Here is a 20,814-nt window from a genome sequence, read left to right as displayed (position 1 = left end):
ATTTAAGCAAGCCCAACATCAATCGAAAATCAGTGTTGCAAAAACGGGGGTGACCATAGATTTTTAATTACCAACCTGATTGCGCCCTTTCCCCGCCCGCTGAACATCTTCATGATGGTCGCGATGGAGTTTACGCTGTTGATGCACGGTTTTCAGGTGCTGTTGTTACGTGCCAGCCACGGTAAAGAACAGGGGCCATTGAGCCGCGCGCTGGAAGCTCGTATTTTCCTGTTCGGGGTGTTTGAACTGCTGGCGTGGCAGAAAAAGATGAAGGGTGTTCAACCCACTAGCGGGACAAAAAAATAGCCTTATGCAGGTTCGAAGGACACAAAACGTGAGCCCTGGACCTGCAATCTGCCCGTCATACCTAACGCCAGCGCCCGATATTGGGTCTCGTTCAGGTGGCAGGTGAGGTTTTCCCCTGCGGGCAATAGCACAAACGTCGCCTCATAGCGCTCGGGAAGATCGGGATTCATCGGCTGCGCGCGCGTGGAGCGCGGCGATTTCGGCCTCTACCGTGCGTAGCGGTGCGGATCACCGCTTGCAGCGGAATAAAGCTGCGATTTACGCCGGAAAACTCCGTTTTCAGCTTCTCGGTAGAAGGGTCCACCAACAGGGTGGAGGGGCCGTCAAAAACGAAATCCGCAATCTCGATAAAACCAAACAGACTGCTTTGCACCAACTCCCGCACGTAAAGCTGATAATTTTTGCCGTTATTCATAAATTGAATCCGGTAGAGCACAGACTCATTGCTCATGCAAAAACCGTCCCCCTTCAGTGGTATCGCGAAGATATATATACAAAAAAACGATCATTATTGACGCCAACATAGCATGAAGCGCATTACTTCGCACTTGTCACACGGCGTGTTGTTCATCCTGCGTGCGATCTCCTACACTCAATGATGAAAAATCCAATAAGGTGATAAGGATACCCTATGCTCTGGTCGTTTATTGCCGTTCTGTTTTCAGGCTGGCTCTACGTCGATGCCAGCTACCGTGGGCCCGGCTGGCAACGCTGGCAGTTCAAACCCATTACCATCGCGCTGCTGCTGGCGCTGGCCTGGCAAACGCCGCTGATGAGCGTCACCGGTTACTTTATCGTGCTCGGCCTGTTGGCAACATTAGCCGCGGATATCCTGCTGCTGCTACCTATACAGCGCATGCTGTTCGCCATCGGTGCCTATTCCGCCTGCCATCTACTCTACACCATCGGATTTCTGGTGGCGAAAGCCTCACTCACGTTTTTCTGGCCATTGCTGCTGGTGATTATTGCGATACTGCTCGCCATCCTGTGGTCACGGCTCGACACCCTGCGCTGGCCGGTCGTAGCATTTGTCGCAATGAATGCGGTCATGGTGTGGGTTGCCGGGGAACATTATTTTGCGCTTGGCAGCAGTAATAATCTCTCCTGGTTTGCGGGCAGCGTGCTGCTCTTTATCGCCCACAGCGTCTGGCTGATTCACCATTACCGTTTCGTGCCCATCAGGCGATTGTGGCTGCCGGCTATTTTGCGGGCCATTTTCTGATCGTAAGAGCGCTCTATTTTTAATCAGCGCTGAGCGTCAAAAGCGCTGTGCAGCTGCTGACAGCAGTGATAAAGTCGTGGATGAGAACCACTATCATCAAATAGGAGAGCATGATGCATTCTCATCACCAGACTCAACATGGCCACACTCACCACAATCATGGTGACAATGCTTGCTGCCAGCATCATGCGCAGCACAGTAGTCATGCCGATCGCAGTTGCTGCGCGGTGAAACACAGCACCACAACAATCTCTGCACGCGGCACCACACCCGGCGCGGAACACAGTGCGTCTGACGGCGGAGAGAGTGGTGATTCCGGCGACCCCGACGGCAGCGACAGTGACTCCCCACCCTCTTCCGGCTTGCGCTTCAGTTGGATCATCCGCGGGATGGATTGTCCCAGTTGCGCCAAAAAGATCGAAAACGCCATCACCCAGCTTCCCGGCGTCATTCAGGCAAGCGTTCGCTTCGCCACCGAAAAACTCATTGTTGATGCACAATCCGATATTCGTACACAGATTCAACGCGCCGTAGAGCACGCTGGATTTACCTGGCAAGATAAGTCTCCTGCCGCAACCGTCCCAACATCATCCGCCCCAGCCGAGCCCCCTTTACGCCATATATTGCGTGAACACGGTTTTCTCATTCTGTTTGCTGTGTTAACCGCAGCCAGCGGGATACTTTCGCTGTTTTCGCCGCGCGCCTCAGAAATAGCCTTTATCGCCACCACGCTGCTGGGGATGATACCGCTAATCTCACAGGCGATTAAACTGATTCGCAGCGGCACGCCCTTTGCCATCGAAACGCTGATGAGCGTCGCCACGCTGGGTGCCTTGTTGATTGGTGCCACCAGCGAAGCCACCATGGTCATTTTGCTGTTTATGCTGGGAGAACGCCTGGAAGCCTACGCCGCACAGCGCGCCCGTCGCGGTGTCAGCGCGTTGATGGCGCTGATGCCAGAAACCGCAACGGTGATCCATGCCGGTCAGCGCACTCAGGTCAGCATTGCGGCACTGCGGCCCGGCGATGTTATTGAAGTGGCACCGGGCAGCCGATTGCCCGCCGATGGCGAACTGCTGGTTCCCCATGCCAGCGTTGATGAAAGCGCATTGACCGGGGAATCCCTTCCGGTAGAGCGGGAGCAGGGTGATAAAGTCTCGGCAGGTAGCCTGAGCGTCGATCGTCTGATACAACTGCGCGTGATCTCCGAACCGGGCAACAGCGCCATCGACCGTATTTTGCATTTGATTGAAGAAGCTGAGAGCCACCGCGCGCCGATAGAGCGTTTTCTCGATCGCTTTAGCCGCTATTACACCTCGGCCATCATGCTGCTCGCCGCGGCAACCATCGTGGTGCAGCCACTGTTGTTCGGTGCGCCGTGGCAAGAGTGGATTTATCGTGGCCTGACGCTGCTGCTGATCGGTTGCCCCTGTGCGCTGGTGATCTCCACCCCGGCGGCCATCACGTCTGGCCTTGCGGCCGCTGCCCGGCGCGGTGTGCTAATCAAAGGCGGCGCGGCGCTAGAGATTCTGGGCACCATCCATACCATCGCCTTCGACAAAACCGGCACCCTGACACAGGGCAAACCTCAGGTGACCGATGCGATACCCGCGCAGGGCGTGAGCACGGCAGCGCTGCTGGCACGCGCGGCAGCGATAGAGGCTGGTTCACACCATCCGCTGGCGAAAGCGATTATCCAGCATGCCCGCACGGTTGCCCCGATGCTGCCGGTAGCAACGGCACAGCGTGCACTGGCCGGTGTGGGGGTTGAGGGCGTCATCGCAGGCAAAACCCTCAGCGTCAAAGCACCCGCTAAAATCTCACCCGAGACGCTCGACGCCGACTGGCGAGATCGCATTCATGCCCTGGAAAGCGACGGAAAAACCGTGGTGGTGGTACAGGAAGAAATGCACATCATTGGCTTGCTGGCGCTGCGTGACACCTTGCGGGCGGATACGCCGCAAACGATTGAAGCACTACGCACGCTGGGAATTCACTGCACCATGCTCACCGGTGATAATCCGAGTTCGGCGGCAGCCATCGCGACGACGCTGGGCATTGACTATAAAGCGGGTCTACTGCCCGCCGACAAAGTCGATGCCGTGCGCGAGATGAACCAGACCCATCCGACGGCGATGGTGGGCGATGGCATTAACGATGCGCCAGCAATGAAATCGGCGGCTATCGGCATCGCCATGGGCGGGGGCAGCGACGTGGCGCTGGAAACCGCCGATGCGGCGCTCACGCATAATCGGCTAAGCGAACTGGCGGGCATGATTCGGCTTTCGCGCGCCACGCGCAATAATATCCGGCAAAACATCACGCTGGCACTGGGGCTGAAAGCCATCTTTCTGGTGACCAGCCTGCAGGGGATCACCGGATTGTGGCTCGCCGTGCTGGCTGATTCCGGTGCCACGACGCTGGTGACCGCCAATGCACTACGCTTATTGCGACGCGAAAAACCACAAGACGCCGGATAACGGCAAAAAAGCTACTTCTTGCGCAGGAGGTAGCGGTAGGGCAGTGATGCCGTCTCCTGTGCCAGAAGCTCGTGCTCCATATAGGCACAAAAGCCCGGTATATCGCGCGTGGTTGCCGGGTCATCCGCCAGAATAAGTAGCGTCTGCCCTGTCTCCATCTGACGCACGGTTTTACGCACCATCATCACCGTTTCCGGGCAGCGCAGCCCCTGTGCATCGAGGGTTTTATCCGGGTTGTTGAAGGTGTCGGTCATCATTATTCTCGGCAGTGGCATAAGGGCATAGATAACGACCGCCCGGTGTGGCAGCCATCAAAACCGCCCTAGTTTACGCCGCAGATTTTCCTGAGCAACCTACGATATCGATTGCGCATAAATTCACCATTGCAATCCCCGCCTAACAGCGTATCATGCCGCGCACTGCTCCTTGTGTCAGTCGCATTGATCCCTGTATCAGCCGCATTGATCCCTGTATCAGCCGCATTGAATAAACAGCATGAATTACGTGCCATAATGTCATTGTTAAGGGCACAACTTGGGTTCCCTCACCCCAATAACTAAAAAGGTCACTTGCCATGTTTCATTTTACCGCCCAGCAGCGGCTTAGCGCGCTTGTCTGGCTGTCGTTGTTTCACATTCTGATCATTACCTCCAGTAATTATCTGGTGCAGTTGCCGATCTCCATCTTCGGGTTCCATACCACCTGGGGCGCATTCACCTTCACGTTTATCTTTCTAGCCACCGATCTGACCGTACGTATCTTTGGCGCACCGTTGGCGCTCCGGATTATTCTGACGGTGATGGTGCCAGCGCTGGTGATTTCCTATGTGGTATCCGCGCTGTTTTATCAGGGAGAGTGGCAGGGGTTCAGTGCGCTCGCTAGCGTCAATATCGTGGTTGCGCGTATCGCGTGCGCCAGCTTTATGGCCTACGTGCTGGGGCAAATTCTGGATGTGCATGTGTTTAACCGCCTGCGCCAGCGCAAGGCGTGGTGGGTCGCCCCCACGGTCTCCACGCTGTTTGGTAATTTAAGCGATACGCTGGCCTTCTTCTTCATCGCTTTCTATCGCAGCACCGATGCTTTTATGGCGGCAAACTGGGTGGAGATCGCATTGGTCGATTACACCTTCAAATTACTGATTAGCTTGTTGTTCTTCTTGCCGATGTACGGCGTGATGCTCAATATGCTCCTCAAGCGTTTGAGCGAATCCCACAGTCATCCCGCCTTGCGCGAGCCGCCGTCGGCTGAACAATGGCGCTGATGACTGATAGCCCTACTTAAAACAGCGACACCCACCGCTGTCATTTTCGCCCGCCTCCGTCATTCCCGCGAAGGCGGGAGTCTCGCACAGGAGAAACGCATTCTTTCTGTCAGAGCTCCCCGGCTTTCGCCGAGGATGACAAGGAGTAAAGTGGCTGTGTCTCAGGAACCGTCCTAAATAGGTTTTGTGACAACAAAACGCTTGAGTTTCCCCAGTGAATAGGGTGCGATATAGCAGTTTACCCGTGCATGCCTGATAAAAGAGAAGGACGCTTATGCCGAAGTTAGTGAAATATCTTGGAATTACGTTGCTTGCCGCACTATTGGCCGCCTGCGACGGTAAGAAAGACGACAATGTGGGCCATGCAGGACACGATGCCCCGGCCGCGCAGGCCGCCAGTCAAACCATCTCGCTGCTGTCTGGCAACATCACGTTCACGCTGCCTGCGGATATGCATGATCAAATTGGAAAAGTGGGTTCGCAGTCCAACAACATGCATGTCTACGCCAACGATAATGGCCAGCGCGCCGTGATTGTCATCCTGGGCGATAGCAGCAACGAAACCCTGCCGGTATTGACGCAGCGTCTTGAAGATCAGCAACGCGCCCGCGATGCCAACTTGCAGGTGGTGACCAATAAAGCCATTGAGGTTAACGGCCATGCGCTGCAACAGCTCGATAGCATCTCCAAAAGTGGCAGCGGCAAACAGGTTTACTCTTCCGTGCTGCTGGGAAACGTGGCGAACCAACTGTTGACGCTGCAAATCACGCTGCCTGCCGACAATCAGCAAGCGGCGCAAACCGAAGCCGAAAGCATCATTCGCACGCTGACGTTGAAGTAATGATAATGAGGCCGCTGACGCGGCCTCTCTTCTTAAAACCCTCAGCTCGCCTTTACCACGTTTTTCCCGGCGATGCGCCCAAACACGATGCAATCCGTCATGGCAACGCTGCCCAGACGCACCGCGCCGTGCACCCCGCCTGCGGCTTCCCCGGCGGCATACAGCCCCGCAATCGGCTTCAAATCAAAACCAATCACCTGCGCATCTTTATTGATCGCCAAGCCCCCCATGGTGTGGTGAACGCGCGGCCAGAGGCGCGCTACATAGTAAGGCGGTGTAATATTGGGCGAGGCATCTTTAAAAATCATGCAACCCAGATCGGGATCGTTTTCCAGATGCTGCTCCACGTAGCCGTTCCAGCGTTTCACCTGTTCAACAAAAGCTGCCGCCGGCATGCCGTAAGCCTGCGCCACTTCTTCCAGCGTGTTGTAGGTTTTGAGCGAGCCATTTTTCAGAGCGCCGTTCATTTGCCCTTCATCGACCATTTTCAGCGTGTTAGTTTTGTCCGCAATAATCAACGCCGGATGTCCCAGTTGAATAATGGCATCGGCACGCTCTTTACGGTTGCCGGTTTCTTTAAAGAAGCGCTTGCCGTTGGCAGAGTCGACCATCAGGCCATAACCCACCACCTGTTCAACAAACTGCGGGATATAGCCAAACCCCTGTTCATCCGGACTGGTCCAAGGGCCGAGTTGGATCCAATCCATCTGCGTCGCCAAGGCGCCAATCATGCTGGCCGCCATCAGCGCTTCTCCTGTAGCCCCCGGTTGGTTGGTGGAGGTGAACGCATCCGTCAGGCGCGGGTCGTACATTTGCCGTAACGCCACGCCTTGAGAGAAGCCGCCGGATGCCAGCACCACTCCTTTTGTTGCACGGATAAACGCCACAGAGCCGGAGGCATCGTCCGGGAACTTATATTCCGCCCCGAGCACGCGCCCCTGGCTGTCGATAATCAACCGCTCCAGCTTGGTACGCTGTTCGATCACCACGCCCAGCTTCTTGGCCTTCTGGTACTGTTTCACCACCAGCCCGGAACCGGAGCGCTGCTTCAGTTGGTGCGCGCGTTTCACCGCATGGCCGCCATGATAATTAACCCGGTCAAACTCAGCCCCAAGGCTTTTGGCCCACTCTAGCGCCTCCACTGAGTGATCGGCTACAGTGCGTGCCAGTTCCGGATAGTTCAGCCAGTTACCCGCTTTCATCATGTCCTGATACATCAGTTCTGGGGAGTCCTTGATGCCCAGCGCCTGCTGCATGCTGGAGCCTGCCGCGGACAGATCGCCACCGTTGAGTATCGAGTTTCCACCAAACAGCGGCATTTTCTCGATAATCAGTACCTTCGCCTGGGCGTTACGCGCTTCAATGGCGGCGGCTAATCCGGCGAAGCCAGTGCCAATAATCAGCACATCCACGGTGGTATCCCACTTCTGCGGCACCGGCGCAGGTGGTGCCCAGCGCCATGCCGCCCAATGCCCCCATCATGATACCGGTAGATTTGAGGAAGTGACGGCGCCCCTGGGGAGTTGGGTCTTGCTTGGTGTTTTTACTCATAAGATTATCTCCATGTTCAGAAACATCGAATCGAGCTGAGAAAAAATTCAGTACAATCAAAAGATAACGAAAATTGGCGTGATGCAGCGAACGGGCAGAACACGATGCGCGCTCGCGCCTTGAGTCGGCGGCGATGCGCTATTTCACCATGAAAAGTAAGGGGTTAAACGTGAAGCGCCGCTCAATGTAGGGAATCTTTGCTGAACGTTCGGAATGCGTGTTTGTCGTATCCAGGTAAATCAATCCCATAAAGAAAAAATGAATAAATATTATCCCGTTATCATGCTTACATTCTGCCTTGGCCTGACAGGATGCCACTCCTTCGCCGAGCTAGGTAGACAGGAGCGAGACACGCCAGTCTATAAAGACCCACCGCAGTCCAGTGAAAATCTAGCGAGAATCCGTTTTGTAGGTAATGTTACAGGAATATCTCTCCTGCAAAAAAGCGACGTTCCCCAAAAAGAACGCGACCTTGTGGCGCATACCATGTTGGGTTTCTATAACGATACACGGGATATCGGGATACCGAAGCTGAGTTATCGTCCGCAGGACTATAAAAGCTACTACTTTGAAATAAAGGTAAAACCTGAACCAATCTTAATAAAAGTAAGTACTGATGTCGGCCCAAACGGTTTCTGTCAGACAGTTTTCCTCATCACGCCTGAAGCAGGAAAGGATTACGATCTCAATTACGATCAGAAAGAAAACAAAAAAATATGTGTTATGCACTTCAACGAAATTGTTCGTGATGCTACGATAGGCGTGACCGTGTTAAAATCTGCTTTTTATAAGGCCAAAAAATATCATTACACACTGAGCTTCGGTGACTAGTTTACTAAAAACCACCTATATGCTTTCTATCGTGTTGTCGTTATCAGGGTGTGTTCTGGACAGTGTGCGTACCCACTCATCTGCACTGGAAGAGATCGATAACGGCAACCTTCACACCTTGTTTATCAACGGGAAAACCACCAAGCGCGACGTATTAACAAAGCTAGGTCCTCCCATCAACGATAAGGGCGATATCGCTACGCCGATATGGTTGTACCACTATCGACATGAAAAAATACCACACTTTCTGCCGAAAGTGGGCCCGCTAGCAGGCCAGGACAAGACGCTATCACTGCGATTTGATGAGAAAGGCGTTTTGGCAGACGCGGTTTTGATTGATAAAGCCGCGAACTAACCGTCTCATCGTCACACCGGTTCATGGTTGAATCGGTTTGACGGTTTGAGCATACTGTCGCGGTAAGTAAACACTTATTGCCGCGACGAGAGGGTTTCTTCCTGCGCCAACGTGATGCCACGGCGACTCAGACGCAGCGTCATCAGCAAACCGACGCTCACCAATACCGCCGCCGCCAGATAAATAGCACCCACGCCGGTGTAGCCCATCATTACCCCCGCCAGCGGACCGACCAATCCAAGGGACAAATCGAGAAACAGCGTGTAGGTCGCCAGTGCACTGCCCTGATTTTGCGGCGCAACCACTTTGACCGTCAGTACGCCAAGCGAGGGGAACACCAGCGAGAAACCGGCACCGGCCAGAAAAGCGCCTAGTTCCGCCATCAGCGGCAGCGCTGCACTCCAGATTAGCAGCAGGCCGGTAATTTCTACGGCAAAACAGACGATAGCCACGCGCAGTCCGCCAAACCGGTTAATGCTGTTGGGAAATAGCAGACGCACGCCGACAAAGGCGCAACTGAAAATGGTCAGGGTAAGCGCGGCGCCTTCCCAGTGTCGATCGGCATAGAACAGGGTGATAAACGTGGCGATCACGCCAAACCCGACGGATGCCAACGCCAGCACAATGCCGTAAACCCACACTTTGCCCAGCACTTCGCGAAACGGCAGTTTTTTACCCGGCGTCACTTTCGCCGCCTCACGTGGCAGCGCGAGCAGCACAAACAGCAGCGCAATGGTGATGACGGTATACGACACCAGTTTTAACCCGCCAATGTGATTAATCCATACCCCGAGCGGTGCGCCGATCGCCATCGCGCCATAAGTCGCCACGCCATTCCAGGAGATCACCCGTCCGATATGCCGTGACCCCACCACGCCCCACAGCGTCGCCCCGGTGCCCGCGAAACTTTGCCCCGCACCCAGAATCAGGCGGCCGATGCACAGCAATGTCAACGCCACGATGGGTGAACTGTCGTTCCAGGCCGCCAGCGCATAAAACACCCCGCTGACCACGGCACCGCATAGCCCCAACACCACCACTTTCTTCGGCCCTTTCTCGTCCGCGATGCGTCCGGATTGCGGTCAACTCAACAGCGTAGTGAAGTACTGTAAACAGATCACCAATCCGGCCCAAAAGGCGCTAAACCGCAGATGTTCATGCACATAGCCCGGCAATACCGCAAGCGGCAGACCAATAGTCAGGTAATTGGCAAAGTTGAACATCACCACGGAAAAAATACGCAAATTAAGGCGCAACGCGCTTGGCGCAGACTCTGAAGCAGGCATGAAAGGTTTTACTCGATTAACAGCGTGGCAGCATCAGCGCAATAGCGCCAACCAAACAGACCTCAAGCGGTCTTTAACGAGTATAAACAAGCGTCAACACGCTTTCATCGTAAATGTGCGCCATATCATCACTTGAGTGATTATTCAGTACAAAACCTTTTACAGATTGAATTATGGCGCAGGTCATCCTGATTTTTTTCTTTGCGCGCTTTTATCCTCCAGCTTGCACATCAGACATGCCAAAGACACAAAGAACGCCTTCCTCTGCCGATTGTTGGTTATAATCAATCCATCGCTGTACGGCGTTTGCGGTGAAATTTGTTTATATAACCCGTTGATTGCAGGCACCATCAACACGTCGGCTTTTCATTGAACAGGAGGAAACGGATGCCCGCACCGGTCGATCCGCATCGTTCAACATCCACCGCTTCATCAGCACAGAAGGCGGCATCTTCATAGCTTTCACGATGTAAGCGTATTGCACAACGTATTCAGACTATTCCCAGCATTGCACACCTGATCCGTGCCGGGGAGCGTTTCAACGATCGCATGGGAAACCAGTTTGGCGCCGCCATCACCTATTTTTCCTTTCTATCGCTGATCCCTATTTTGATGGTCTCCTTCGCTACCGTCGGTTTCGTACTTGCCTCCAACCCCGATGTGCTGACGCAGTTGATTGACCGCATCGTCAACAGCATCAGCGACCCCAATCTGGCGCTGACGTTAAAAAATACGGTAAAGACCGCCGTTGAACAGCGCACCACCGTCGGTGTCACTGGGTTGCTGATCGCGCTCTATTCCGGTATCAGTTGGATGGGCAATTTGCGTGAAGCGATCCGCGCCCAATCCCTTGATGTATGGGAACGTAAGCCGCATGAAGAAGAAAAAATCTATTTTCAGTACGTGCGGGATTTCCTCTCCCTGATAGGGCTGTTGATCGCGCTGACCATTACGATGTTTCTCACTTCGGCAGCGGGTACGGCACAAAGCGCTATCGTTTCTGCTCTCGGGCTAGAGGGTATCGAATGGCTGCGGCCCCTGCTACGCGTGATAACACTCACCATTTCCATTTCCGCTAACTATTTGGTGTTTCTTTGGATTTTCATGATATTGCCGCGCCATAAGCCGAAGCACAAAACTCTGCTGCGCGGCACGCTGCTTGCCGCCGTGGGGTTTGAGGCCATCAAATTCGCGATGACGGTCGCCTTGCCAAAACTCGCCAGCACCCCGTCCGGGGCCGCTTTTGGCTCGGTGATTGGCCTGATGGCCTTCTTCTACTTCTTTGCTCGCCTCACGCTGTTTTGTGCGGCATGGATTGCAACGGCGAACTATAAAGGCGATAAATCAACAGATGACACATCAGGCTAACCAATAACGGGAGATCCCATGCCATTTGTTAACATCAAAATCACGCGCGATGGCGCCACCACAGAGCAAAAACGCCAGTTGATTGCGGGCGTCACCCAATTGCTGGTCGACGTCATGGGTAAAAGCCCGGCCACCACTACCGTTATCATTGATGAAGTGGATACCGACAACAGGGGGTTGGGCGGTGAAAGCGTCACCGAATTGCGTAAGCCGAAGTCCTGATATTTCGTGCGTTGAGCGCCATAAGGATCGGGAGTGGTCAATTTTCCCGATCCAGGTCATTAAAAATAAAACATAGTTTTAATAAAATTGAATCAATGCCTGCGAACGTTGAGACTGGAGCCCATTACTCTCTTTTTTTGATGGCCTTTTTCTTCACTTTTTCGAATGGGAAAGCTTCTGATGACCACTAAAAACATTGCCGTGATTGGCGAATGCATGATTGAACTGTCGCAAAAAGGCGCGGACCTCAACCGAGGCTTTGGTGGCGACACCCTGAACACCGCCGTGTATGTCGCTCGCCAGGTGAATACCGACGCTCTGGGCGTCCACTACGTGACCGCACTGGGCACGGACAGCTTCAGCACGGAAATGATGACGGCCTGGGAAAAAGAGAAGGTTGGCACCTCGCTGATTCAGCGTCTGGACAATAAGCTGCCGGGCCTGTACTTCATTGAAACCGACGATACTGGTGAGCGTACCTTCTACTACTGGCGTAATGATGCCGCCGCGCGTTTCTGGCTGGACGGCAAAGATGCCGATGAGATCTGCGCGCGTTTGGCCACCTTTGACTATCTCTATCTGAGCGGCGATCCTTAACCCTGCCAGCCGCCAGCGTTTGCTGACGTTGCTGCGTGCCTGCCGTGCTAACGGTGGCAAGGTTATTTTCGACAACAACTACCGTCCGCGCTTGTGGCAAAGCAAAGAAGAGACACAGCAAGCCTACAGTGACATCCTGGCGTGCACCGATATCGCCTTCCTGACATTGGATGACGAAGACATGCTGTGGGGCGAACAGCCGGTGGATGCGGTGCTGGCGCGCACGCACGCTTTCGGAGTGTCTGAAGTGGTGATTAAACGCGGCGCAGACTCCTGCCTGATTTCTGAAAACGGCCAGCCGTTAGTGGATGTTCCGGCGGTGAAATTGCCGAAAGAGCGCGTAGTGGATACTACTGCGGCAGGGGACTCCTTCAGCGCAGGCTATCTGTCAGTGCCCCTGTGCGGCGGCTCGACGGAAGCGGCGGCCAAGCGCGGCCACCTGACCGCCAGCACGGTGATTCAGTATCGTGGTGCCATCATCCCGCAAGACGCCATGCCGGCCTGATAACACAGCGCCAGAGTGAAAAAAAGGGAAGCCAGATGGCTTCCCTTTTTATTGGGCGAGATAACGACCAGGGCACATTACTGTGCCGGTGTTGCCTGCGCCTCCTCCTCCGATGGCGCGGCTGAAGCGGCCTACACAGCGACAGGGGGTATCATAATTTTACTGTACACCTCATATAACGCCTTGGTGTTTACTTCCGGCTCACCCTTTTGCTGTTTGAGCATCAGCGTGGTTTCCTGAGAAAGTTGCTGGTGCAGTTCCTGGTTCAGCAAAGGTAGCGTCAGTTCAGAGAGATAGGCCTGACGCAACTTCTGATATTGTTCCGGTGCAATATCCACCACGCCGTTGCGCTGTGAGCGCAAGCGCTGCTGCATCAACACATCGGTACTGGTACGGGCGTAGATCGCAAACAGTTTGCTGAGCTCGTCGCTCTTGCGCGCTATCAGCGTATCAAACTCTTGCTGCGTAAGCCCCTTGTCACGCAAGATCATCAACTCTTTTGCCAGGAAGGTCAACGCGGCCTCGGCGTTCTCGCTGTTGGGACTGTCCAAATGGATGCCACACTGCGCACGGGTATAGTACACATCGCAGTTAACGCGCACGCTGATTTCTTTAAGCCCGCTCTTTTCCAATGCCTGCTGCACATGCCAGAACAGCGCTTCGCGCGCTAAATCACTGTGCCAGTAGCGGGTAAGCGCCTGCGATTCGCGGATAGGGTGCCAGGGCATATCCCAGATCAGCGAGAGCGTCGGCATCGGAGCCGGTGTGGTGCGTTTGCCTTCCAGCGAGACAAACGCTTTACTGATAAGCTCGTTTATCTGGCGAGTTTCTACATGCCCCACCACGTACAGCGTCATCGCATCAGGGGTATACCAGGCTTTGTAAAACTGCGACATCATTTCAGCCGTTGGACGCGCTTTGACATTCTGTGCCGGATCGTGCGCCAGCATAGACGATCCTTTCAAGCGATAACGCCACGTGGGATCCTGCGGATCGGCGAGAACACTCACCACCTGATCGGGGATGCGTAACGCGTTAGCTATACTGCCATCATCAATCTTGATGCTCCCTGCCGTTTCTGCCAGCCAATTCAGCGCATCTTTAAGCAATTCAGGCCGATTATTGGGAAAACTGAGGTTGTAGGAGGTGTAGTCATACGAGACAAACGCGGGCGGCAGCGGCTTCGCACCGTTAGCCTCCGGTATCAGCAATGAGGGAAGCTATGCGACAGGTAAATTATCGCCCGGTGTCAGTGCCAAACGAGAAATAAGGTGCGCAAAGCCCGACTGTTGAGCACTCTCAGCGAGCGAACCTGCGTTAACCACTAAACGTAATTCAATCCGATCTCCAGGACGCTGCGGCGTGGTCAGTAACTGCCACGTAAAACCATTATCTAGCTTTCCCTGCTGCCAGGCAGGATCGGGTTGTAGTGTTTCAGCTTGCACGCTGCCACCAACCAACGCCAGCAACACTCCACCAACTAAGAACCCTATTTTGGTGCCCTGCATGTGAATCCCTACTTAACTGACTATCCAACACAGTAAAAGATGATTGTTACAATAAGGCCTGTACACTCTCTCACCGCCCAATACGCTTATCCCTTTCAGGATGCGCCAGCGGAGGTATTACGGGGAAATCAGAGCGATCAGTTTACCCTTACGTTAGACCGCACACTTTTGCCTATGTCACTCAATACGATGAAATAATTTTGGAAATAGAGACGAAATGATGACCAATAAGCGGTTTTTGATCGTTATGCCCCCGATACAGACCGTGCACAACGCGATTGCCTGGCCGCAACCTTATGAAAAATTCCCCGTGATGGCAAGCCGCAATCACGGGGAATCATGAGAAGCGAGGACGGGGATAGCCCGTTATCACTGCGCCAACGGGGGTTGGCGCAGGGTAAAACCCATTTATGAAAGTACGGTCGGTGCAGACGTACCGTCTTTTTTTATGCCCGGAGAGCTCGCTTTCCAGCTGCTTCTCATCCAACTCACCCACCCACTTGGCAACCACGATCGTCGCGACGCCGTTGCCGACCAGGTTGGTCAGGGCACGCGCTTCTGACATAAAACGGTCAATACCCAGGATCAACGCCAGACCAGCTACTGGCAGATGCCCCACCGCAGAAATTGTCGCTGCCAGCACGATAAACCCGCTACCGATGACGCCAGCGGCACCTTTCGAGGAGAACAACACCACCACCAGCAACGTAATCTGGTGCCAGATATCCATATGACTGTTGGTGGCCTGCGCAATAAACACCACCGCCATGGTCAGGTAGATAGAGGTGCCATCCAGGTTGAAGGAGTAGCCGGTAGGAATCACCAGACCCACCACCGATTTTTTACACCCCACTTTTTCCATCTTGTTCAGCATACGCGGCAGCACGGATTCTGACGAGGAAGTCCCCAGCACAATCAGCAGCTCTTCACGGATGTAGCGGATAAATTTGAAAACGCTGAATCCGGTAGCGCGGGCGATGCTGCCCAGCACCAGGAAAACAAACAGCAGGCACGTGATATAGAAGCAGATGATCAACTGGCCCAATTGCACCAGTGAGCCGACACCGTATTTACCAATGGTGAACGCCATCGCACCGAATGCGCCTATCGGAGCCAAACGCATGATCATATTGATCACGCCGAAAATAGTGTGTGAGAAGCTGTCAATCACGTTGAAAATGACGCGCCCTTTCTCGCCCAGGCGATGCAGTGCGAAGCCAAACATCACCGCAAACAGCAGCACCTGCAAAATGTTACCACTGGCGAAAGCGCCCACCACGCTTGCAGGAATCACATCCATCAGAAACGCGACCACGCCCTGCTGTTGCGCCTGTTGGGTGTAGACCGCCACCGCAGAGGCATCCAGTGTGGAGGCATCGACATTCATGCCCGCACCCGGTTGCATGATATTCACTACCAGCAGGCCGATAATCAGTGCCACGGTGCTGACAATTTCAAACTAAAGCAGAGCGACAGCGCCAGTACGGCCTACCGACTTCATGCTTTCCATACCGGCAATACCGGTCACTACGGTACAGAAAATGACGGGGAGCAATCACCATCTTGATCAGTTTAACAAATCAATCGCCCTGCGATTTCATTTGTGCACCCAGATCTGGGTAGAAATGTCCTAGTAGAATCCCTATCGTAATCTCTGTAAGAACTTGAAAATAAAGATTTTTAAAAATAGACGCTTTCATATACTTATCCTATGGTAGGGAAACACATAGGGTCGCAAACGACGCCTCTATGACTGCGGCGAAAAGTAACATTGCGGTAACAGAGTGGAAATGTTTTATAACTTTAGTTTGTGAACGTCAGGTTAAAAACAAGAGCTGAATCACATCAGCGAGAATGCAATCAGTCCATTCTGGGTAAAGATTGAAAAAACATATAAAATACAATTAAAATATCTTTAATTTATAAGGTTAATTTTCAGTGTTATCAGATGGTAACAGGAATGCGCGCGACTATCGCTACGGTTTGGGGGGCGGAGTCATATCATCCGCTATCTGCTGCGCTAATCTCTGCTGATTAAGGTTACAGCTACGCACCAACGCACCCAGTTCATCATCCTGATGATGTTTTGGCGGCGTCAGACGATGTTGCAATAGCTGCTCCGTCGGCACCGCCTGCAACTCGGTGATCACTGCCCGCAGCGGATGAATCATCAAGCGGTTGATGCACCAGGTCACGGCGACAGAGAGGATCAGCGCCAGCAAGAAGTAAGTCGCCAACAGCATGGAAAAGGTGCTGACGATAAACTGAAACATTCGGTAGGAATCCGCTTGCAGCACCAACGTCGCCAGCAGCGCCGATGTCGGTGCCTGCGACAGCGCATAGAGTGGCACCGCGATACGAATGGGTAATTTGAATACGCGTGCCAGCCACGCAGGCACCGGGCGTTCGCTCGGGAAGCGCGCGTGCAACGTTTGCAGGTAGCCGGGCAACATAACGTCGGCACGACTTAGAAATGCCACAGGCAGCAGGTTATCGAGGATCGCTTCAACGCGGACCACGTCACCGCGCAACACCGCCTCCGCCAACGGTTCACGCACGGAAAAAGCGATGCTCTCCAGTTGCCTGGCATAATCCTCACGCCGCTGCTGCACGAAGTGAAAAAGTTGTATCACAATAAACAGACTGAGCGTCACCACCGCCACGGCGGAAACTGCCGTCATCTGTTTGATTGTCAAAGCGTGTCTCAGCCGCAAACCTGTTCTCCGTCGATGGCGCTTGTTCAGTTGTGTTGCACGGTTCACCGGGCACGATCGCGCTAGTATAGGCCAGCTTAAGCGCGTCTCAATGTCCTTTTATGACCCCAATGGGATTTCATCTTAATCCGAACTGTGGCGCACCAGCACCGAGGGGAGGAAGCGGGCAAGAAGCGCGGGAGGCAGACCCAAGGCGAGTCTGCCTGATTAATCAGATATTACTGCGGATACGGTACCCAATCACCGCCGTTCAGGCGGATATAGACTTTGTCCTGATAAGGCATAACGATGGCATTTTCGTTTTCAGAAATGGCTTCGGTTTGCGGGAGCTCCTGCGTCAATGCCGCCCAGTCGATGCTCGGAGCTACAAAGTTTTTACCGTCCACCAGCGAAGCACCAGCGTCGAGATGGCTAAATAGCTACTCGGCGTTTTGATTTCAAGCGGTGCACCTTGATGCGGCGCAGCCGCGCCAAACAGTTTCATGCCGACCGGAATATGGGTAATGCTGGGGCTAGGGATATCACGCAATCCGGACATCTGCATCTTATCCCCTTCCAACGCAGCACCGTGCTCAGGCACCACTACCACCAGCACCTTGCGCCCCGATTTTTCCAACACGTCAAAGAACGCATTCAGCTGATCGAACAACGTCTTGGCCCGTGGCGCAAAGTCCGCCGAGGTGTTGGTGCCCACCAGACGGTTGCCATCGTGCAATGGAATCACATTATTGAAGAAGGTGGCACTGCGCGCCACACCTTGCTGTGTGGTGCCCGAGAGCCAGCGGTTGAGCAGTTCCAGATCGTTATAAATCGGTTCGCCGTCGAACGACGTGATCTGATGGCTGATAACTTGCTGTGACAGGAGCTGCGACTGCATGTCGCCCTCTTCACGCACCTCTTTGAGATAGTTACCGAACAAGCCGGAGTGATCCATCATCAGCTGTGATTTAAAACCAAGGTTAGCGAGATTATCAAACAGATAGCACTCGCGGTTGGCTGGTTGATACAACCCCTGATGCGACGTTTGCCCACAACTGGCGCGCAGCAGATGAATCGATGCCGGGCCGCTATAGGCGGTTGCTGAATTGAACTGGGAGAACATCACGTCAAAACGTTGCCACAGCGGATGGGTATCGAGATGAATGGCTTGCAAATCCGACCAGGAGAGCGAGCAAATATTGATAATCAGCACGTCAAAGGGCTGCGCATCCGCAGGCAGCGCAGCAGGAAACGCGCTAATGCGCGATTTTTCCCGCGTATAGAACTGATTAAGGTAGGCCGTCAGATTCTCATTGGTGGGCGGCAAGGTTGCCGCCGCGGGTACGCTCCCCTCGCCGGAAGGCGCGGAGGTTCCGGAAGCCACCGATGATGATGGCAGCAGTGCGATCGCGGGCCCACCCAGTGTAAGAATATTCAGCCAGGCTACCGCCGCAACGGTAAACACCGTAATGCGAATCCACTGCGACAGAAAGAGGTACGCCACCAGCAGCACAAAACCCGCCCCAACTATCTGCCAATTAATAAAGCGGTTCACCAGTTCCAGCAGATAAGCGGCGCTAAAGCCCGCGACCTGACTGCCCTGGCTGAGAATGCTGTTAACCCCTGGCAACCAGGTGTCGTGATAAAACAGGGCAATCCCAATAGGAATGGCAATCATATTGCGCGCCCGGTGCAACCCTTCCGCACGTAACGGAAACAACAGAAACGCCAGAAATACCAGGTTTAAGAACTGGTGAAAATTCAGGTAACCAAACCACAGCAGGGCGAATTTCAACAAAAAGTAGAAATTCCACCCCACAGCCCGCGCCAATAGCGCCAGAGTTGCTGATTCGGCGACACATGTTGTTTCGGCGACATCGTGTTTTTTTCATCCATGTTATTTATCCGCCTGTGACTCAGAGTCGTCACGAATCCACACTCCGTCAGATTTCAGGTAGCGTGGGCGTAACAGCCGGTTTTTCCAGTACTGATAACGCGGTGAAAGGTAACGCTGCACCAGATAGCCCAGCGGGAAAAAAACCAGCGCACTCAGTGCAATAATCTGGAGGATATCGCTGAGCATCATGGTGTATTTCCCTCCGAAGATGCTTCAAACAGCGCCAGCCCAATGGGCTCGCGACGAATCGGCACTGACGCCGGACGTTCCTCGCGTGGCAGCACCACGGACTGCACGGTACTGGAGACCACGCTCTCTTCACGCGTTTCCGACAAGGATTTCATTTCGATAAGCATCTGCACATCCTGCGACCACACCAGTCGATTGCTGAAAATCTCGTTGACCGGCAGGCGGAAAATGGATTTCAGCTCTGTCTCCAGTTCATTAGGGCGGCAAGTTGAGATATAAATAAGCAGGCGTTGCTGAACGTCGCCTGTGGCAGGTAGCCCTTGAATTGCAAAGGTCGCATCGTGGTCAGCAACGTCTCCACATCGGCAGGCACGTGACGTCCAAAGCGCTGCCCTTGTACGCTTTCCAACCGCGCCAGAAAGCGAGATAACGGCTCGGAATGAGCGACAACAATGTTCGCCCCGCAGACGAGCAGCAGCCACTCATCGCTGGATCGCAAACAAGGACGCATCTCACGAATCATGATTTTCAAGGCTTTGCCGCGCTGACGGCGCAAGCTGTGCACCCAGCGCGCCAGCATGTCTACGTCCTGCGTTTGTTGCAGCGCAAAAATCAGGGTCGCAGAGTGCGTGAGCTGGGCTTGCTGCGCCAGTTCGGCGTTACTGTCCAACAGTTGCCAGTGATCGGATAATGCGGGCGTGCCTTCCAGTACGCTGCGCTCTGCATAAAACAGGTTTTCATCGTTTAGCAGTGGCGTGATAGAGGCAGGATCGTCGTCCTCATCGCGTAACAGTTGCCATCCCTGCGCTTGCGGCGTCATCAGCACAGCCAGATTGGCATTAATACCTCCACCTTCACTCCACCAGGCGATTAAATATTGGGCGCGATCCTGCTGCCATTGCAGGTGTGCCAGGCCATACAGGGTACGGTGCTGCGTGGTCAATATCCCACGTAATCGCCCCACACCGCTGCCGTGGGCCACGACTACCAACGCACATTGCCGCTGCGCTAACCAGGTCCCCATGCGGACAATCCAGCGCTGAAGCTGTTCGGCAGAAAAATCCTTCCACTGGGTCGCGGGCAGCAGCAACACAAACAGGCGCTGACGCGGTGCGGTCGCGCGGGTGACATCGTTGGTCAAGGTCATCAATGCCGCCTTGCTCTCCGCTAAACGGTAACGAGAGAACTGAGTCAGCGCAGTGGGTAATAAGGGAATAAAAGGAGCGTCATCTGCGGCACCGCTGCGAATAAGGGTCACGTGCGCCTGCTCTGATTGCGCACCGATGCATTGCCGACAAAGTAATTCGGCATCCACAGTTCTGTCACAGTTAATCCAGTACAGTCCAGGAATCTGCATGGTGGTTAATTCATCCTGGAGTTCCCGAAGCCCTAATAAAAAGCGTGGCACCATGGGCGTTGTCTTTATCGTTAAAGAGTTGGAATAACACGTTGCACGCAGGCCGAACCACGTAGAACAGCACTACGTACAGTCCCTTGTTGAACCGTTCTTGGCAAGTACCGAGTATAGTTACGCTATTCACAAATAACAAAAATTGCGCCGCCATAATAGGAAAACATTTTTTCATGATTGCTTATGAAATTTTTACCAAACCTGAAAAAGTGTTCTATTACTTAATAGGTAATATTTCGACTAATGACAAGGGTATAGTGCTGTGTTCTCTCTCCTGAATATCAGAGATGA

The 20,814-nt window shown here is 53.8% G+C and carries 15 protein-coding genes and 8 pseudogenes; 10 read left to right on the top strand and 13 right to left on the bottom strand.

The genetic code is table 11. From position 1 onward, the window contains the following. The first annotated feature begins 21 nt into the window (after window positions 1-21). A complete protein-coding gene (locus tag CS369_RS02035; protein ID WP_196905797.1) occupies window positions 22-306 on the top strand; it encodes a DUF1145 domain-containing protein in 285 nt (94 codons plus the stop codon). 2 nt (window positions 307-308) lie between these two features. Here the strand turns inward: CS369_RS02035 and CS369_RS02030 are convergent, their stop codons facing one another. Beyond that, entirely contained in the window at window positions 309-476 is a 168-nt protein-coding gene (locus CS369_RS02030) for a DUF2500 family protein (protein ID WP_196905792.1), read from the bottom strand. 53 nt (window positions 477-529) lie between these two features. Next, a pseudogene (locus CS369_RS02025) lies at window positions 530-757 on the bottom strand (DUF1820 family protein); the annotation flags it as partial. Window positions 758-937: 180 nt separating this feature from the next. Here CS369_RS02025 and CS369_RS02020 point away from each other — a divergent pair. Further along, a pseudogene (locus CS369_RS02020) lies at window positions 938-1,551 on the top strand (lysoplasmalogenase). A 90-nt stretch (window positions 1,552-1,641) separates the two neighbouring features. After that, a complete protein-coding gene (locus tag CS369_RS02015) occupies window positions 1,642-4,008 on the top strand; it encodes a zinc/cadmium/mercury/lead-transporting ATPase (RefSeq protein ID WP_196905796.1) in 2,367 nt (788 codons plus the stop codon). Between the two features lie 11 nt (window positions 4,009-4,019). Here the strand turns inward: CS369_RS02015 and tusA are convergent, their stop codons facing one another. Further along, a complete protein-coding gene (tusA, locus tag CS369_RS02010; RefSeq protein WP_196905795.1) occupies window positions 4,020-4,262 on the bottom strand; it encodes a sulfurtransferase TusA in 243 nt (80 codons plus the stop codon). 320 nt (window positions 4,263-4,582) lie between these two features. On the opposite strand from tusA, the gene CS369_RS02005 reads away from it, so the two are divergent. Together CS369_RS02005 and CS369_RS02000 are read left to right on the top strand one after the other, a co-directional pair. Then, window positions 4,583-5,269, top strand: coding sequence for a 7-cyano-7-deazaguanine/7-aminomethyl-7-deazaguanine transporter (locus CS369_RS02005; protein WP_196905790.1), 687 nt, complete (start codon window positions 4,583-4,585; stop codon window positions 5,267-5,269). A 274-nt stretch (window positions 5,270-5,543) separates the two neighbouring features. After that, the gene (locus CS369_RS02000; RefSeq protein WP_196905789.1) at window positions 5,544-6,110 is read left to right on the top strand and encodes a DcrB family lipoprotein; all 567 of its coding nucleotides are present in this window, start codon (window positions 5,544-5,546) and stop codon (window positions 6,108-6,110) included. A 41-nt stretch (window positions 6,111-6,151) separates the two neighbouring features. Here CS369_RS02000 and CS369_RS01995 read toward each other — a convergent pair whose 3' ends face one another. Together CS369_RS01995 and CS369_RS01990 are read right to left on the bottom strand one after the other, a co-directional pair. After that, complete coding sequence (locus CS369_RS01995) at window positions 6,152-7,522, bottom strand: flavocytochrome c (RefSeq protein ID WP_196905788.1); 1,371 nt, start codon at window positions 7,520-7,522, stop codon at window positions 6,152-6,154. Then, window positions 7,470-7,661 carry a hypothetical protein gene (locus CS369_RS01990; protein WP_196905787.1) on the bottom strand — a complete coding sequence of 64 codons (192 nt, stop codon included), beginning with the start codon at window positions 7,659-7,661 and terminating at the stop codon, window positions 7,470-7,472. The genes CS369_RS01995 and CS369_RS01990 overlap by 53 nt, the downstream gene beginning before the upstream one ends. A gap of 258 nt (window positions 7,662-7,919) precedes the next feature. Here CS369_RS01990 and CS369_RS01985 point away from each other — a divergent pair, with 258 nt between their 5' ends. After that, window positions 7,920-8,492: a hypothetical protein gene (locus CS369_RS01985; protein ID WP_196905786.1), complete on the top strand. Its 573-nt coding sequence runs from the start codon at window positions 7,920-7,922 to the stop codon at window positions 8,490-8,492. Continuing rightward, the gene (locus CS369_RS01980; RefSeq protein WP_196905785.1) at window positions 8,485-8,847 is read left to right on the top strand and encodes a hypothetical protein; all 363 of its coding nucleotides are present in this window, start codon (window positions 8,485-8,487) and stop codon (window positions 8,845-8,847) included. Before CS369_RS01985 ends, CS369_RS01980 begins: the two co-directional genes overlap by 8 nt. Window positions 8,848-8,921: 74 nt before the next feature. On the opposite strand, the pseudogene CS369_RS01975 reads toward CS369_RS01980, so the two are convergent. Next, window positions 8,922-10,133: pseudogene (locus CS369_RS01975) on the bottom strand (MFS transporter). Window positions 10,134-10,520: 387 nt separating this feature from the next. Here CS369_RS01975 and yhjD point away from each other — a divergent pair. The 3 genes and pseudogenes from yhjD (at window position 10,521) to CS369_RS01960 (ending at window position 12,825) form a co-directional block, all read left to right on the top strand. Beyond that, window positions 10,521-11,501, top strand: a pseudogene (gene yhjD / locus CS369_RS01970) (inner membrane protein YhjD). Between the two features lie 18 nt (window positions 11,502-11,519). Next, window positions 11,520-11,723 (top strand): 2-hydroxymuconate tautomerase family protein, encoded by a 204-nt coding sequence (locus CS369_RS01965; protein ID WP_196905784.1) that lies wholly within the window; start codon window positions 11,520-11,522, stop codon window positions 11,721-11,723. Window positions 11,724-11,903: 180 nt separating this feature from the next. Further along, window positions 11,904-12,825 (top strand): annotated as a pseudogene (locus CS369_RS01960) (sugar kinase). Window positions 12,826-12,956: 131 nt separating this feature from the next. On the opposite strand, the pseudogene CS369_RS01955 reads toward CS369_RS01960, so the two are convergent. The 7 genes and pseudogenes from CS369_RS01955 to CS369_RS01930 form a co-directional block, all read right to left on the bottom strand. After that, window positions 12,957-14,333 (bottom strand): annotated as a pseudogene (locus CS369_RS01955) (insulinase family protein). 408 nt (window positions 14,334-14,741) lie between these two features. Then, a pseudogene (locus CS369_RS01950) lies at window positions 14,742-16,033 on the bottom strand (dicarboxylate/amino acid:cation symporter). A gap of 276 nt (window positions 16,034-16,309) precedes the next feature. Then, window positions 16,310-17,029: a hypothetical protein gene (locus CS369_RS01945; protein WP_244664716.1), complete on the bottom strand. Its 720-nt coding sequence runs from the start codon at window positions 17,027-17,029 to the stop codon at window positions 16,310-16,312. A 236-nt stretch (window positions 17,030-17,265) separates the two neighbouring features. Next, window positions 17,266-18,904, bottom strand: a pseudogene (gene bcsG, locus CS369_RS01940) (cellulose biosynthesis protein BcsG). A gap of 19 nt (window positions 18,905-18,923) precedes the next feature. After that, entirely contained in the window at window positions 18,924-19,112 is a 189-nt protein-coding gene (gene bcsF / locus CS369_RS01935; protein ID WP_196905783.1) for a cellulose biosynthesis protein BcsF, read from the bottom strand. Further along, window positions 19,109-19,351, bottom strand: a complete 243-nt coding sequence (locus CS369_RS22870; protein WP_374191017.1) for a BcsE family c-di-GMP-binding protein — start codon at window positions 19,349-19,351, stop codon at window positions 19,109-19,111. The genes bcsF and CS369_RS22870 overlap by 4 nt, the downstream gene beginning before the upstream one ends. Next, window positions 19,348-20,523 (bottom strand): cellulose biosynthesis protein BcsE, encoded by a 1,176-nt coding sequence (locus CS369_RS01930; protein ID WP_244664715.1) that lies wholly within the window; start codon window positions 20,521-20,523, stop codon window positions 19,348-19,350. The genes CS369_RS22870 and CS369_RS01930 overlap by 4 nt, the downstream gene beginning before the upstream one ends. Window positions 20,524-20,814 lie beyond the last annotated feature (291 nt).

It is taken from the genome of Candidatus Symbiopectobacterium sp. 'North America' (assembly GCF_015762685.1).
GTDB lineage: Bacteria > Pseudomonadota > Gammaproteobacteria > Enterobacterales > Enterobacteriaceae > Symbiopectobacterium.
The sequence above is the reverse complement of the archived record's forward strand: the minus strand, read 5'-3'. Positions and strand labels throughout refer to the sequence as shown.